The organism is Serratia sp. H1w, from assembly GCF_000633355.1.
Lineage (GTDB): Bacteria > Pseudomonadota > Gammaproteobacteria > Enterobacterales > Enterobacteriaceae > Chania.
Map to the genome: position 1 here is coordinate 36,412 of NZ_AYMQ01000045.1, position 14,784 is coordinate 51,195.

Consider the following 14,784-nt stretch of genomic DNA (forward strand, 5'->3'; position numbering starts at 1 on the left):
GTCGTTGGCCTGGGAGCAGCAAAGTTGAGCGTTAAGGATATAGCGATGAAATATCAGGAATTAGCCAGTGAGATCTTGGCCGGCGTCGGTGGCCGCGACAATGTGAAAAGCTTGGTGCATTGCGCCACCCGTCTGCGTTTTAAACTGCAAGAGCACAGTAAGGCGGATGCGGAGGCGCTGAAGAAGAATCCGGGCGTCATCATGGTGGTGGAAAGCGGCGGCCAGTTTCAGGTGGTGGTGGGCAACCACGTCGGGGATGTCTATAACGCCTTGGATGCCCAGCTTGGGTCGGGTGAGAAAGCCTCCGCCAGTGCATCAGAGGAGAAAAAGGAAAACCTGCTCAGCCGCTTTATTGACGTGGTTTCCGGCATATTTACCCCGCTGCTCGGTGTGATGGCGGCGTCGGGGATCCTCAAGGGCTTCCTGGCGTTGAGCCTGGCCTGCGGTTGGCTGTTGGATAGCAGCGGCACCTACAAGTTGCTGTTTGCGTCCAGCGACGCGCTGTTCTATTTCCTGCCGATCATGCTGGGTTACACCGCGGGCAAAAAATTTGGCGGTAATGTTTTTGTCACTATGGCTATCGGTGGAGCGCTGACGCACCCGTTGATGATGGGAGCTTTTGAGGCGGCCCAGGTTGTGGGCGCTCAGCCGGAATATTTCCTTGGTATCCCCATCACCTTTATCAACTACAGCTCGTCGGTCATCCCGATCATTTTTGCCGCCTGGGTATCCTGCCGCCTGGAGCCGCTATTTAACCGTGTACTGCACAGCGCCCTGCGAAACTTTGTGACGCCGCTGATGTGCCTGGTGATCACCGTACCGCTTACCTTCCTGCTGATTGGCCCTGCGGCAACCTGGCTGAGCCTGATGCTGGCCAACGGCTATCAGGCTATCTATGCCTTTAACCCGATCGTTGCCGGTGCCTTTATGGGCGCTGCCTGGCAGGTCTGTGTGATCTTCGGCCTGCATTGGGGGCTGATACCACTGATGCTCAACAATATGAGCGTGTTTGGGCGCGATACTCTGTCGCCGCTGCTGTTGCCTGCGGTCATGGGGCAAGTGGGCGCCACGTTGGGGGTGATGTTGCGTACCCGTGATGCCAAGCTGCGAGTGATGGCCGGGTCTGCCGTTACGGCCGGTATCTTCGGTATTACCGAGCCTGCGGTGTATGGGGTCACACTGCCTAATAAACGGCCCTTTATTTTCGGCTGCATCGGTGGGGCGCTGGGTGGCGCGGTGATTGGCTACTTCCACACGGCTACCTACTCGTTTGGTTTGGTCAGTATCTTCACCTTTGCCCAAATCATCCCGGCGGGCGGCTTTGATGCGACGGTATTGGGGGCCATTGCCGGTACTTTGGTGTCGTTTGTCTTTGCAGCCGTTGCCAGCTATCTGTTCGGCATCGTGCCGCCAGCGGAACAACCGGCTGAGGCTGAACCCGCCCCGCAGGCCACATCAGCTCCGCTCAACCGCAAGCAGCAGGTGACCAGCCCGATTGCTGGCGACATCATTCCGCTTGAGCAGGTGCAGGATGCCACCTTCGCCAGCGGCCTGCTGGGTAAAGGTGTGGCGATTGTGCCGCATCAGGGCCGTGTGGTTGCCCCGGTCGATGGCTATGTGGCATCGCTGTTCAAAACCAAGCACGCCATCGGCATTGAATCGGATGAGGGCGCCGAGGTGCTAATCCACGTGGGCATCGACACGGTCAAACTTAACGGCCTGCATTTTACTGCGCATATCAAAGAGGGCGACCGCATCAAGCAGGGCGATCTGCTGATCGAGTTTGACCAGGAGGCGATCCGTGCCGCCGGTTTTGATACCACCACACCGATCATCATCAGCAACAGCGACGATTATGTCGATGTACTCACCAGTGGCCAGAGCCCGGTGCAGGAACAGGCGCCGCTGCTGACATTATTACGTTAATCAGATTTATTGAGGAGAAAGCGATGAGTTGCAAATTTCCACAGCATTTTCTATGGGGCGGCGCGGTTGCGGCAAATCAGGTGGAAGGAGCGTATCTGGAGGATGGCAAAGGCCTTTCGACCTCAGATCTGCAACCCCAAGGGATCTTTGGCGGGCTGACGCCGCGTGTTGCTGGCGACAGCGGTATCAAGGATGTGGCGATCGATTTCTACCACCGTTATCCTGAAGATATCGCGCTGTTTGCCGAGATGGGCTTCAAATGCCTACGTACTTCCATCGCTTGGACGCGTATCTTCCCGCAAGGGGACGAAGAAGTACCTAATGAAGCCGGGCTGGCATTTTACGACCGGTTGTTCGATGAGATGGCGAAATACGGCATTCAGCCGCTGATCACCCTGTCGCATTACGAAATGCCGTATGCACTGACGCAAAAATATGGTGGCTGGGGCAATCGCCAGGTCATTGAATTCTTCGAGCGCTATGCCCGCACGGTGTTCGAACGCTATAAGCACAAGGTCAAACACTGGCTGACCTTTAATGAAATCAACATGTCGCTGCATGCCCCGTTCACCGGCGTGGGCCTACCGGAAGACAGCAGCAAGAGTGAGATTTACCAGGCGATCCACCATCAGCTGGTGGCTAGCGCCAAGGCGGCCAAAGCCTGCCATGAGATCGTGCCGGGCGGTAAGATCGGCAATATGTTGCTGGGTGGTATTCTGTATCCGCTGAGCTGTAAGCCGGAAGATCTGTTGGAAACCCAGCGCCAGAACCGCGACTGGATGTTCTTTGGCGACGTGCAGGTGCGTGGGGCTTACCCGGCCTACATGAAGCGTTTCTTCCGTGAGAACGACATTCAGGTGACCATCACCGAGGAAGATAAGCAGGCACTGCGTGAAACCGTCGACTTTATCTCGTTCAGCTACTACATGAGCGGCTGCGTCACCACCGACGAAGAACAGAACAAGACCGCCCGGGCCAATATCCTCAATATGGTGCCCAACCCGCATCTGGCAAGCTCGGAATGGGGCTGGCAGATCGACCCGGTAGGGCTGCGCTATCTGCTCAACGTGCTGTATGACCGCTATCAGAAGCCGCTGTTTATCGTCGAGAATGGGCTGGGGGCGAAGGACCGCATCGAAGCCGATGGCAGCATCAACGACGATTACCGCATCGACTATATCAACGACCATCTGGTGCAGGTTGCGGAAGCGATTGACGATGGAGTTGAGGTGATGGGGTATACCAGTTGGGGGCCGATCGATCTGGTCAGTGCATCTAAAGCGGAAATGGCAAAACGCTACGGCTTTATCTATGTCGATCGCGATGATGCGGGCAACGGTAGCCTGGAGCGCCGCCGCAAGAAGAGTTTCTACTGGTATCGCGATGTGATCCACAGCAACGGTAGCAGCTTGAAAATCAAGTAATCACCCCTCACCCTAACCCTCTCCCACAGGGAGAGGGGACCGATCGAGTTGGCTGGAAATTGGGCGCAGCATGCAGCGCCCCTACGCAGTACCACATTACCTATCAACGACGCCGGACAGTACCCTCGCCCTTTGGGAGAGGGTACTGATCGAGTTGGTTGGGAATTGGACGCAGCATGCAGCGCCCCTACGGAGTACCACATTACCTATCAACGACGCCGGACAGCTCCCTCGCCCTTTGGGAGAGGGCTGGGGTGAGGGGATTTGTTATATCACGTCGTTTTCCTGGTAGCGCTGCCGGGCATGTTCAAACCAGCGGGCCGGGACGTTATGTGGTGGTAGTAGCAGCGTTTGTAAACCTTGTTCGATGATGTAGCTGGCCTGCCGCCACAGCTCTGGGTCACCTTCGGTCAGCACTTCCAGCAGGCGCTGCTTTTCCACCAGATAGGTTTTGGCGAAGTGGCTATCGTATCGCAGCAGGGAGCGGGTGTTGTCGATCAAATCTGCCAGCTTGATGGTTTTGGCCTGTGGGGAAGCGCTGGCACTGTGCCGACGATCGCGGTTCTTGCGTTGATAGCGATTATCCGCGCTGCCGACGCTGACGTTGGTCAACATCGCCACCAAACCAGCAACCTGCGCGCCAAAATGGCTTTCGATATCGGCCAGCGTCGAGGGGGTATCTTCAACTGTGTCATGCAACCAGGCGGCGGCCAGCATCTCTTCGCTGTGTGGCACGCTGCTGACAATCTCCATCACTGCCTGTGGATGCACGATATACGGGTCGTTAGTGTATTTACGGCGTTGGTCGATTGCCCCATGTGCCTTGGTGGCATAGCGGCGGGCGCGTTCGGCCAGTGTGTCAGTCATCTTTTTGCTTTCCCTTCGGCATCCGATAGATCAATCTAGCATACCGTGCTTAACGTCAGCCGTGCAGCCAGGGTTTTGTGCAGAATGGTCTACACTGGATCGGGTCACTCACCCGAAAAGGAACCAACAATGTCTATTGAGAAAGTGGTTTATCGCGCCCATGCCAAGGCAACCGGTGGCCGAGATGGCCGTGCAATCTCATCCGATGGCGTATTGGACGTGAAACTAGGCGTGCCGAAAGAGATGGGCGGAGCCGGGGGCGAAGTCACCAACCCGGAACAGCTGTTTGCTGCGGGCTATTCGGCCTGTTTCCTGGGGGCACTGAAGTTTGTCGCCGCTAAGGAAAAGGTGAAAATTCCTGCCGAAGCCTCCATCGAGGGCACCGTGGGTATTGGTGAAATCCCCAACGGTTTTGGCATTGAGGTGCAGTTGGATATCAGCCTGCCAGGCGTTGAACGCAGCGTTGCGGAAGATCTGGTGAAGAAAGCCCATGTGGTTTGCCCGTATTCCAATGCTACGCGCGGCAATATCGATGTCACCCTTAACATTAAGTAATGTTTCCTGCCCAACACCCGTGAAACAGGGGGACAACGTTCCCCCGACCCTTCCCGCCGTTTTCCGCATTAAAGTGGCAAAAAATGCCTGTTTGGTGAGATTTTTCTTGATTCTGTAACTCAGATTAGTGCTTATTGCCCATCGGCTGAACCTGAGGGCATATCGACTGTCTCAAGGTGTCAGAACTTGAAGCCCGGGGCCACTGCGTTACATGAACAAAGTTAAATCGCTATCACAGCAGAATTTATCGTTATTGTTAGCGATCTATATCGGCATCTTTTTAAACCTTTCCGTTTTCTATCGTCGCTTTGATTCTTTTGCGCACGGCATTCAGGGGATCAAGGTTGTCTCGGCGGTGACGGAAATCATCGCTATTGTCTTGTTCACCTTCTTTATCATGCGGCTGGTATCCCTGGGGGGCCGGCTGTTCTACCGTATCGTTGCTTCTTTACTGGTGCTGATCTCCGTCGCCGCCAGCTACTACATGACGTTCTTCAACGTGGTGATTGGCTATGGGATTATCGTATCGGTGATGACCACCGATATCGATCTCTCCAAAGAAGTGATCGGTCTTAACTTCGTGCTGTGGATGATCGTGGTCAGCGCCTTGCCGTTGCTGTGTATCTGGAGCAACAACCTGCGCGACACCCTGATCGAACAGATGAAAACGCCGGGGCAGCGAATGAAGCCGCTGCTGATCATGTTGGCGGTGGTAGCGCTGGTGTGGGTGCCGCTGCGTACTCTGGATAAAAAGCAAAGCGCACAGGAAAAGATCACCAATATCGATCTGCCAAGCTATGGTGGCGTGGTTGCGCACTCTTATCTGCCTTCCAACTGGATTTCGGCGTTGGGGCTGTTTGCCTATACCCGCTACGATGAAAGTTCGGATGCAGCGAACATGTACGATCCGAGCAAGCACTTCACCTATGTTGCCCCCGAGGGGATTGATGATACCTACGTGGTGTTTATCATCGGTGAAACCACTCGCTGGGACCATATGGGTATCCTGGGCTATGAGCGCGATACCACGCCTAAGCTGTCACAGGAGAAAAATCTGGTGGCATTCCGCGGGCAGTCTTGCGATACCTCCACCAAGCTTTCGTTACGCTGCATGTTTGTGCGTGAGCATGGCACCTCGGATAATCCACAACGTACGTTGAAAGAGCAGAATATCTTTGCGGTGCTCAAAGAGTTGGACTTCACCTCCGAGCTGTTCGCAATGCAGAGCGAGGTGTGGTTCTACAACAACACCGATGTGGATAACTATTCGTTCCGTGAAATGATCGCCTCTGAGAAGCGTAACGACGGCAAGTCGGTGGACGACATGCTGTTGGTGGATGAGATGAAAGAGTCGCTGGCTCGTTATCCAGACGGCAAACATCTGGTGATCCTGCATACCAAGGGCTCGCATTACCTCTATTCGCAGCGCTACCCGCGCAGCTTTGCCCGCTATCAACCTGAATGTATGGGTGTTGATGAGTTCTGCTCCAAGGAACGCTTGATTAACGCCTATGACAACTCGGTGCTGTATACCGATACCTTTATCGACAGCGTGATCGATCAGGTGCGCGATAAGAAAGCCATCGTGTTTTATGCGGCTGACCATGGTGAATCCATTGGTGAGAACTCGCATCTGCACGGTACGCCGCGTGAAATGGCTCCGCCGGAGCAGTTCCGTGTGCCGATGATCGTCTGGGCTTCTGATAAATTCCTTGAAAACCCGCAGCATCAGAGCGCGTTTGAGCAGTTGCAGGCCCAGCAGCGTGTTGGCCAACCCCATCGTCACGTTGAGCTGTTTGACTCTATCCTCGGCTGCCTGGGGTACACCTCGCCAGACGGCGGTATTGTTGAGAGCAATAACTGGTGTCATATTCCGCAGAGCAAAGCGACTGAGAAAGAGCTGTAAGCCGGACCAGAAAGGCCGTATCCGGTCAGATACTGGCCTTTCTGGCGCTTTTCACACCACTTGATATGCCGTGGTGAAAAAGAGATTGACGCGTATACGGCCCGGCAGTAATATGCGCCCGCATCGGCGAGTAGCGCAGCTTGGTAGCGCAACTGGTTTGGGACCAGTGGGTCGGAGGTTCGAATCCTCTCTCGCCGACCACTTTCAAGAAAACCTGCTTTTTTAAGCAGGTTTTTTTACGTCTGGAGTTTATGAGGATGAGAACCTCCGCGGAGGTCGACAAATCTGCCGGGAGCAGATTTGCATATCGCGCCAGCGATACCCCGAAGGGGCGAGTATCATGGACGATACGAGTGAATCCTCTCTCGCCGACCACTTTCAAGAAAGCCCGCTTTTTAAGCGGGCTTTCTTACGTCTGGAGTTTGGGGTCAGTTCACATGCAGCGCCCCCTACGTAGCGCCACATTAGCTGCCAACGACGCTGAACTGGCTCCCTCGCCCTTTGGGAGAGGGTTGGGGTGAGGGGTTAGGCCGCTTTGCCAATGAAAAAATCGAAGTGGATTTGGTCGTAGGGGAAGATCACCCCGGCCGCGCCTTTATCGATAATGCCGCAACCCAGCAACGCCTGTAGATCCGTGTGTACGGCTTTGACATCCCGGCCAACGCGACGGGCAACTTCCCTGATTGCCAACTCCCCGGCTCCGGTCATGCTGTGCAAGATCTGCATTTTTTTGGGCGAGAGCGCCTTCCACAACGAATCCCAATCCAAAAAGGTGATGTAATTCCCCTGGTGTCGTTCGTCGCCTTCCAGCGCGGCATCCATATAGCGTTGAGCTTCCTCAAGAGAAGCTACTCGGATGGTGACAGTATTCATCTTTTGTCCTCTCTTAGCTGGGCAACCTCATCAAAGAAACTGCGTATCAGTGCTTTTGGGCTGGTGAATTTGATTGGCTGTTGTTTATCACCCAGGTGTTTGTGATCGCCTTTGCCTGCTTCATTGTCATAGCGTAAGCGGCAGATACCGTCTTTGACATAGGCGAAACGGTATTTGTAGTGATGAACACTGGCTCTGACCGAGGGTTCGACAAACCAAATAACCATTTGTACAAACTCGGTATCCGTCAGCGTGATCCTATCCTGAAAGACGAGTTGAGAAGGCATTTCCATCTCCTTCCTGTTGTTCAAATTAACAACACATCTTGGTGTTGTCAATAATGACAACACCAAGATGTCTGGCAAAACGCAAAAGCTTTTCAGGTCGAAAGGGTCATACCCCTATTTTTGGAAGCGGCCAGGCGAAATAGTGATAAATCCCGCATTGCCAACCCCCCAATCCCGCTCCCTCTTTTGGGGAGTGCCTCAGCATTTCCTCCTGTCTTTTAGCTAGATCACAAAAATAACCGTTCAGATATTCATCATTCAGCAACAATCTTTTTTGGTTTTTTATTGGAGTTTCATGCTGGCTAGAGATTGGTAACTGGTTCATGAAGCTGAGATGAAGGCCATAGCGCAAGTTTTAATGCTGTAAATGTTGCTGAAAGGTTTTTTTTATGTTTGCTTGCTGTTTCTCACAGTCTAGGTAAATCCCCACTGGTTATATTGACGGCACCCCAAACAGTTGGCAATTTGGTACCCTCAGGGATAAGAGCGAGAGGTGTATGAGTGAATTTCACACGCTCAAACGCCCTGCCATGATGCGTTCCATCCGGCATTCTCGCGCTTTATTTCTCCTGCCTTCGGGCACCGACCGCACAGGCCGCGTAACAAAAAATATAGGCTCTGGCGGTAATACACACACACCACATCACATACGGAGCACTAGCGATGACAAGTTCCTTGGGTAAATCAGGGATTCTGAAATTCGGTATCGGCCTGATTGCGCTGACCGTTGCGGCCAGCGTACAGGCAAAGACGCTGGTTTACTGTTCTGAAGGTTCTCCTGAAGGGTTTAACCCGCAGTTGTTCACCTCAGGCACCACCTATGATGCCAGCTCAGTGCCAATCTATAACCGCTTGGTTGAGTTCAAATTGGGTACCACCGAACTGGAACCCGGCTTGGCAGAGAAGTGGGACGTCAGCGAAGACGGTAAAACCTATACCTTCCACCTGCGCAAAGGCGTGAAGTGGCAAGACACCAAAGACTTTAAACCTACCCGTGATTTCAATGCCGACGACGTGGTGTACTCCTTCCAGCGTCAGCTCGATCCGAACCACCCTTACCACAAGGTTTCTGGCGGCAGCTATGAATACTTCCAGGGTATGGGCATGGGCGACCTGATCAGCAAAGTTGAGAAAGTGGACGACAATACCGTACGCTTCACGCTGACCCGTCCGGAATCACCATTCCTGGCTGACCTGGGTATGGACTTCGCTTCCATCCTGTCTGCGGAATATGCCGACAAGATGATGAAAGCCGGCACGCCAGAGAAAGTGGACCTGAACCCAGTGGGTACCGGGCCGTTCCAACTGGTGCAGTACCAGAAAGACTCCAAAATCCTCTACAAGGCCTTTGACGGTTTCTGGGGTACCAAGCCGAAGATCGATCGCCTGGTATTCTCCATCACGCCAGATGCTTCAGTGCGTTACGCCAAGCTGCAGAAAAACGAGTGCCAGGTCATGCCGTACCCGAACCCGGCTGACATCGCTCGCATGAAGCAGGACAAAACCATCAACCTGATGGAACAGCCTGGCCTGAACGTGGGTTACCTGTCGTTCAACACCGAGAAGAAACCGCTGGATAACGTGAAAGTGCGTCAGGCACTGACCATGGCGGTGAACAAACAAGCCATCGTTGATGCGGTTTATCAGGGGGCGGGTCAGCCTGCCAAGAACCTGATCCCACCAACCATGTGGGGCTATAACGACGAAGTCAAAGACTACGCGTACGATCCTGCCAAGGCCAAAGAACTGCTGAAAGAAGCGGGCATGCCAGACGGCTTCTCCATCGATCTATGGGCGATGCCGGTACAGCGTCCGTACAACCCGAACGCACGCCGTATGGCTGAGATGATCCAGTCCGACTGGGCGAAGATTGGCGTCAATGCCAAGATCGTCACTTACGAGTGGGGCGAATACCTCAAGCGTGCCAAAGACGGTGAGCATCAGACCGTGATGATGGGTTGGACCGGGGACAATGGGGACCCAGACAACTTCTTCGCCACGCTGTTCAGCTGTGCAGCCGCCAAAGACGGTTCCAACTACTCCCGTTGGTGCTACAAGCCGTTTGAAGATTTGATCCAACCGGCCCGTTCCGAAGCGAACCACGAAAAACGCGTCGAACTCTACAAGCAGGCTCAGGTGGTAATGCACGATCAGGCTCCGGCGCTGATTGTTGCTCACTCCACCGTTTACGAGCCAGTGCGTAAAGAAGTGAAGGGCTACGTGGTCGATCCGCTTGGTAAGCATCACTTTGAGAACGTTTCTCTGGACTAAGCCTGACTAATAAGGCGAGTTAAAGGACGAGGAAAGTTAATTTGCAGGGTCGCAATACGTTGCGGCTCTGCATTCCCGTCTCCAGAAGAATGTCGTGAAGCGTGTGAGTTTTAATAAGCCTGGCGGACGATGAGCTGCCGGGCACTTTATACAGAGAGTTCGGGATATGTTGCAGTTCATACTCCGACGTTTGGGGTTAGTTATCCCAACGTTTATCGGCATAACGTTGCTGACTTTTGCATTCGTCCATATGATCCCCGGCGATCCGGTGACCATCATGGCCGGGGAACGCGGGATCTCCGCAGAGCGCCATGCACAACTCATGGCAGAGATGGGGCTGGATAAACCGCTCTATCAACAATATTTCACTTACGTAACCAACGTGCTGCATGGCGATTTGGGTACGTCCCTCAAGAGCCGTATCTCCGTGTGGGAAGAGTTTGTTCCCCGCTTCAAGGCGACCCTGGAACTGGGCGTGTGTGCGATGCTGTTCGCGGTGATTGTCGGGATCCCGGTAGGGGTGCTGGCGGCCGTCAGACGAGGCTCGGTGTTTGACCATACCGCCGTGGGGATCTCCCTGACCGGCTATTCGATGCCGATCTTCTGGTGGGGCATGATGCTGATCATGTTGGTTTCGGTACAGCTCAACCTCACGCCCGTATCGGGGCGAATAAGCGATACGGTATTCCTCGATGACAGTCTGCCGCTGACCGGCTTTATGCTGATCGACACCCTGTTCTGGGGTGAGCCGGGTGATTTCACCGACGCCGTGATGCATATGATCCTGCCTGCCATTGTGCTGGGCACCATCCCGCTGGCGGTTATCGTGCGTATGACCCGTTCCTCCATGCTGGAAGTGCTGGGTGAAGACTATATCCGTACCGCGCGCGCCAAGGGCGTGAGCCGTATGCGGGTGATCGTGGTGCACGCATTGCGTAACGCTTTGCTGCCGGTAGTGACGGTGATCGGCCTCCAGGTTGGCACCATGCTGGCCGGGGCGATCCTGACCGAAACCATCTTCTCCTGGCCGGGCCTTGGCCGCTGGCTGATGGATGCGTTGCAACGCCGTGATTACCCGGTTGTTCAGGGCGGCGTATTGCTGGTCGCCTGTATGATTATTCTGGTTAACCTGCTGGTAGACGTGCTCTACGGCGTGGTTAACCCGCGTATTCGCCACAAGAAATAAGGGGCGCTCTGATGTCTCAAATTACCGAGTCTGTAGTGAAAGGTGCGCCGAAGCCAATGACCCCGTTCCAGGAGTTTTGGCACTATTTCAAGCGCAACAAAGGGGCCGTTGTTGGCCTGGTTTATATCGTTATCATGCTGGTGGTCGCAGTAGGTGCCGGGTTCCTGGCTCCACACGCGCCTGCCGAACAGTTCCGTGATGCCTTGCTTAAGCCTCCGGTCTGGGAGACTGGCGGTAGCTGGAAGTTCCTGCTGGGTACCGACGACGTGGGCCGCGATGTGCTGTCGCGCCTGATGTACGGTGCCAGGCTTTCGCTGTTGGTCGGCTGTCTGGTGGTAGTACTTTCGCTGGTCATGGGCGTGATATTCGGCCTGCTGGCCGGTTACTTCGGCGGCGTAGTGGATGCCATCATCATGCGCGTGGTCGATATCATGCTGGCACTGCCAAGCCTGCTATTGGCATTGGTGCTGGTGGCGGTATTCGGTCCATCGATAGTTAACGCCTCGTTGGCGCTGACCTTTGTTGCTCTGCCGCACTATGTCCGTTTGACCCGTGCTGCGGTGTTGGTGGAGGTGAACCGCGATTACGTGACGGCTTCCCGCGTGGCGGGTGCTGGGGCGGCGCGTCAGATGTTCGTCAATATCCTGCCAAACTGCCTGGCACCGCTGATCGTGCAGGCTTCTCTCGGTTTCTCGAACGCCATTCTGGATATGGCCGCTCTCGGCTTCCTGGGTATGGGTGCGCAACCGCCAACGCCGGAGTGGGGCACCATGCTCTCCGACGTATTGCAGTTCGCGCAAAGTGCCTGGTGGGTGGTGACCTTCCCAGGGGTGGCCATACTGCTGACGGTGTTGGCCTTTAACCTGATGGGGGACGGCTTGCGTGATGCTCTCGACCCCAAACTCAAGCAGTAACAGAGGAAGAGAGAATGGCGTTATTAAATGTAGACAAGCTTTCGGTGCACTTCGGTGACGAAGGTGCGCCGTTCCGCGCGGTAGACCGAATCAGCTATAGCGTAGAACAGGGCCAAGTGGTTGGTATCGTCGGTGAATCCGGCTCCGGCAAATCCGTCAGCTCGTTGGCAATCATGGGGCTGATCGATTTCCCCGGCAAGGTAATGGCCGAGAAGTTGGAGTTCAACGGTCAGGACCTACGGAAAATCTCGGAAAAAGAGCGCCGCCAACTGGTGGGCTCCGAAGTGGCGATGATCTTCCAGGATCCGATGACCAGCCTGAACCCGTGCTATACCGTGGGCTTCCAGATTATGGAGGCGCTGAAGGTGCACCAGGGCGGTAACCGCCGCACCCGTCGCCAACGCGCTATCGACCTGCTCAACCAGGTAGGTATTCCCGATCCGGCCTCGCGGCTGGATGTTTACCCGCATCAACTTTCCGGCGGGATGAGTCAGCGTGTGATGATCGCCATGGCGATCGCCTGTCGGCCCAAGCTGCTGATTGCGGATGAACCGACCACCGCACTCGACGTGACCATTCAGGCACAGATCATTGAACTGCTGCTCGAACTGCAACAGCGCGAAAATATGGCGCTGCTGCTGATCACTCACGATCTGGCACTGGTGGCTGAAGCGGCGCACCACATCATCGTGATGTATGCCGGGCAAGTGGTGGAATCGGGCAAGGCGGTAGAAATTTTCCGTTCGCCGCGCCACCCATACACCCAGGCACTGCTGCGTGCATTGCCAGAATTTGCTACCGATAAGGCGCGTTTGGCCTCGCTGCCTGGCGTGGTGCCGGGTAAGTACGATCGGCCGGAAGGTTGTTTGCTGAACCCGCGTTGCCCGTATGCTACCCAACGCTGTCGCGAAGAAGAGCCGGAACTGCGCAGCATTCCCGGCCGTCAGGTTAAATGTCACACACCGCTGGATGATGCGGGGAGGCCGACCGTATGAGCCAGAACCACCCTTTATTGCAGGCCATTGACCTGAAAAAACACTACCCGGTCAAGAAGGGGATGTTTGCCCCGGAGCGGCTGGTAAAAGCGCTGGATGGGGTTTCCTTTACCTTGGAGCGTGGGAAAACCTTGGCGGTGGTGGGTGAGTCTGGCTGTGGCAAGTCCACGCTGGGCCGCCTGCTGACCATGATCGAAGTTCCTACCGGTGGTGAACTGTATTACCAGGGGCAAGATTTGCTGAAGCCGGACGTTACGGCAGAAAAGCTGCGCCGCCAGAAGATCCAGATCGTGTTCCAGAATCCTTACGGATCGTTAAACCCACGTAAGAAGGTTGGGCAGATCCTTGAGGAGCCATTGTTGATCAATACCTCGCTGAGCCGCGCCGAACGGCGTGAGAAAGCGCTGGAGATGATGGCGAAGGTGGGCCTGAAAACCGAGCATTACGACCGTTACCCGCACATGTTCTCCGGCGGGCAGCGTCAGCGTATCGCTATTGCGCGTGGGCTGATGCTTAACCCGGACGTGGTGATTGCCGATGAGCCGGTCTCTGCGCTGGACGTGTCGGTACGTGCACAGGTGCTGAACCTGATGATGGATCTGCAACAGGATCTGGGGCTGTCTTACGTGTTTATCTCCCACGATCTGTCGGTGGTCGAGCACATTGCTGATGAAGTGATGGTGATGTACCTCGGCCGCTGCGTGGAGAAGGGCAGTAAAGACGCCATCTTCAACAATCCGCGCCATCCGTACACTCAGGCTCTGCTGTCCGCTACGCCGCGCCTGAACCCGGATATGCGCCGTGAACGTATCAAGCTGACCGGCGAACTGCCAAGTCCGATGAACCCACCGCCGGGCTGTGCGTTTAACGCCCGCTGCCGCCGTGCCTTTGGCACCTGCACCCAGCTGCAACCGCAGCTTAAGCAGTATGGCGATCAGATGGTGGCCTGCTTTGCCGTTGACCAGGAAGAAACGGCTGGGTCTTGAGACTCTGCTAGCACACCTCGCTTGGCTCAAAATATATGCTGTGCCCAGCTACCTCAATTGAATTGTCGCCAATCTAACGCCGGTAGAGATACCGGCGTTTTTTCAAATATTTGCTCTGGTAACTGTGGGTATTGATAGGGAATTCAATCTTGGACGCTGATATTTATGACGAAAAATGCAAGAGTATGGTTGGTCGTAGCGGTTATAGCCGGTGTAATTGGTCTTTGTAGCGGTTTTTTTAGCTTCATAATTTTAGTCGCTGCTGCCAGTGGTAGCGGTTGTAGTGGCCAGTGCTCCGTTTTATCAAATTCCGCTGCCGCTATAGGCATGTTCTTCTTGGGAGGGGCAATAGTTTCAGCGTTTTACTCAGTATTCCTCATTTGGACGAAGGAAGAGCAGGCCCCAAGGTTGTGAGGGAAGATTATCATGACGATAGTGAACCTTTTTGTTGCGCTGCTAGCCGGTTCTTCGTTCATTTTGCTGGTCAGCATCTCTGGATAGGATTTCTAACCGATCCGTTGAGCCACTTTATGCCTACGTGTGTGCTTTAATCCAACAGTTTATACAGCATAGATTGGCTGACACCTCTATCCG

General features: G+C 54.7%; 12 protein-coding genes and 1 tRNA gene. 10 read left to right on the forward strand and 3 right to left on the reverse strand.

Annotated features, from left to right (window positions below; translation table 11 throughout):
• The first annotated feature begins 45 nt into the window (after window positions 1–45).
• Window positions 46–1,926, forward strand: coding sequence for a PTS beta-glucoside transporter subunit IIABC (gene bglF, locus U869_RS0108820; RefSeq protein WP_025119050.1), 1,881 nt, complete (start codon window positions 46–48; stop codon window positions 1,924–1,926).
• 23 nt (window positions 1,927–1,949) lie between these two features.
• Window positions 1,950–3,350 (forward strand): glycoside hydrolase family 1 protein, encoded by a 1,401-nt coding sequence (locus tag U869_RS0108825; protein ID WP_025119049.1) that lies wholly within the window; start codon window positions 1,950–1,952, stop codon window positions 3,348–3,350.
• A 267-nt stretch (window positions 3,351–3,617) separates the two neighbouring features.
• Here the strand turns inward: U869_RS0108825 and U869_RS0108830 are convergent, their stop codons facing one another.
• Complete coding sequence (locus U869_RS0108830) at window positions 3,618–4,217, reverse strand: HD domain-containing protein (RefSeq protein ID WP_025119048.1); 600 nt, start codon at window positions 4,215–4,217, stop codon at window positions 3,618–3,620.
• Window positions 4,218–4,346: 129 nt separating this feature from the next.
• On the opposite strand from U869_RS0108830, the gene U869_RS0108835 reads away from it, so the two are divergent.
• The 3 genes from U869_RS0108835 to U869_RS0108845 all read left to right on the forward strand — a co-directional run bounded on the left by U869_RS0108835 (window position 4,347) and on the right by U869_RS0108845 (window position 6,879).
• Complete coding sequence (locus tag U869_RS0108835; protein ID WP_025119047.1) at window positions 4,347–4,772, forward strand: organic hydroperoxide resistance protein; 426 nt, start codon at window positions 4,347–4,349, stop codon at window positions 4,770–4,772.
• Window positions 4,773–4,983: 211 nt separating this feature from the next.
• Window positions 4,984–6,678 (forward strand): kdo(2)-lipid A phosphoethanolamine 7''-transferase, encoded by a 1,695-nt coding sequence (gene eptB, locus U869_RS0108840; RefSeq protein WP_025119046.1) that lies wholly within the window; start codon window positions 4,984–4,986, stop codon window positions 6,676–6,678.
• Between the two features lie 124 nt (window positions 6,679–6,802).
• Window positions 6,803–6,879 (forward strand) — tRNA-Pro (locus U869_RS0108845).
• A gap of 324 nt (window positions 6,880–7,203) precedes the next feature.
• Here U869_RS0108845 and U869_RS0108850 read toward each other — a convergent pair.
• Window positions 7,204–7,551 (reverse strand): glycosyl transferase family 1, encoded by a 348-nt coding sequence (locus tag U869_RS0108850; RefSeq protein WP_025119045.1) that lies wholly within the window; start codon window positions 7,549–7,551, stop codon window positions 7,204–7,206.
• Window positions 7,548–7,838: a DUF6516 family protein gene (locus U869_RS0108855; protein ID WP_025119044.1), complete on the reverse strand. Its 291-nt coding sequence runs from the start codon at window positions 7,836–7,838 to the stop codon at window positions 7,548–7,550. The genes U869_RS0108850 and U869_RS0108855 overlap by 4 nt, the downstream gene beginning before the upstream one ends.
• Before the next feature lie 663 nt (window positions 7,839–8,501).
• Between U869_RS0108855 and dppA the strand changes: the two genes are divergently transcribed.
• The 5 genes from dppA to dppF all read left to right on the forward strand — a co-directional run bounded on the left by dppA (window position 8,502) and on the right by dppF (window position 14,190).
• A complete protein-coding gene (dppA, locus tag U869_RS0108860; RefSeq protein WP_025119043.1) occupies window positions 8,502–10,109 on the forward strand; it encodes a dipeptide ABC transporter periplasmic-binding protein DppA in 1,608 nt (535 codons plus the stop codon).
• Window positions 10,110–10,275: 166 nt separating this feature from the next.
• Window positions 10,276–11,295: a dipeptide ABC transporter permease DppB gene (gene dppB / locus U869_RS0108865; RefSeq protein ID WP_029987210.1), complete on the forward strand. Its 1,020-nt coding sequence runs from the start codon at window positions 10,276–10,278 to the stop codon at window positions 11,293–11,295.
• Window positions 11,296–11,306: 11 nt separating this feature from the next.
• Entirely contained in the window at window positions 11,307–12,209 is a 903-nt protein-coding gene (gene dppC, locus U869_RS0108870) for a dipeptide ABC transporter permease DppC (protein WP_025119041.1), read from the forward strand.
• Between the two features lie 14 nt (window positions 12,210–12,223).
• On the forward strand, window positions 12,224–13,204 hold the full coding sequence (gene dppD / locus U869_RS0108875) for a dipeptide ABC transporter ATP-binding protein (RefSeq protein WP_025119040.1): 981 nt from the start codon (window positions 12,224–12,226) through the stop codon (window positions 13,202–13,204).
• Window positions 13,201–14,190, forward strand: coding sequence for a dipeptide ABC transporter ATP-binding subunit DppF (dppF, locus tag U869_RS0108880; protein WP_025119039.1), 990 nt, complete (start codon window positions 13,201–13,203; stop codon window positions 14,188–14,190). Before dppD ends, dppF begins: the two co-directional genes overlap by 4 nt.
• Window positions 14,191–14,784: the final 594 nt, after the last annotated feature.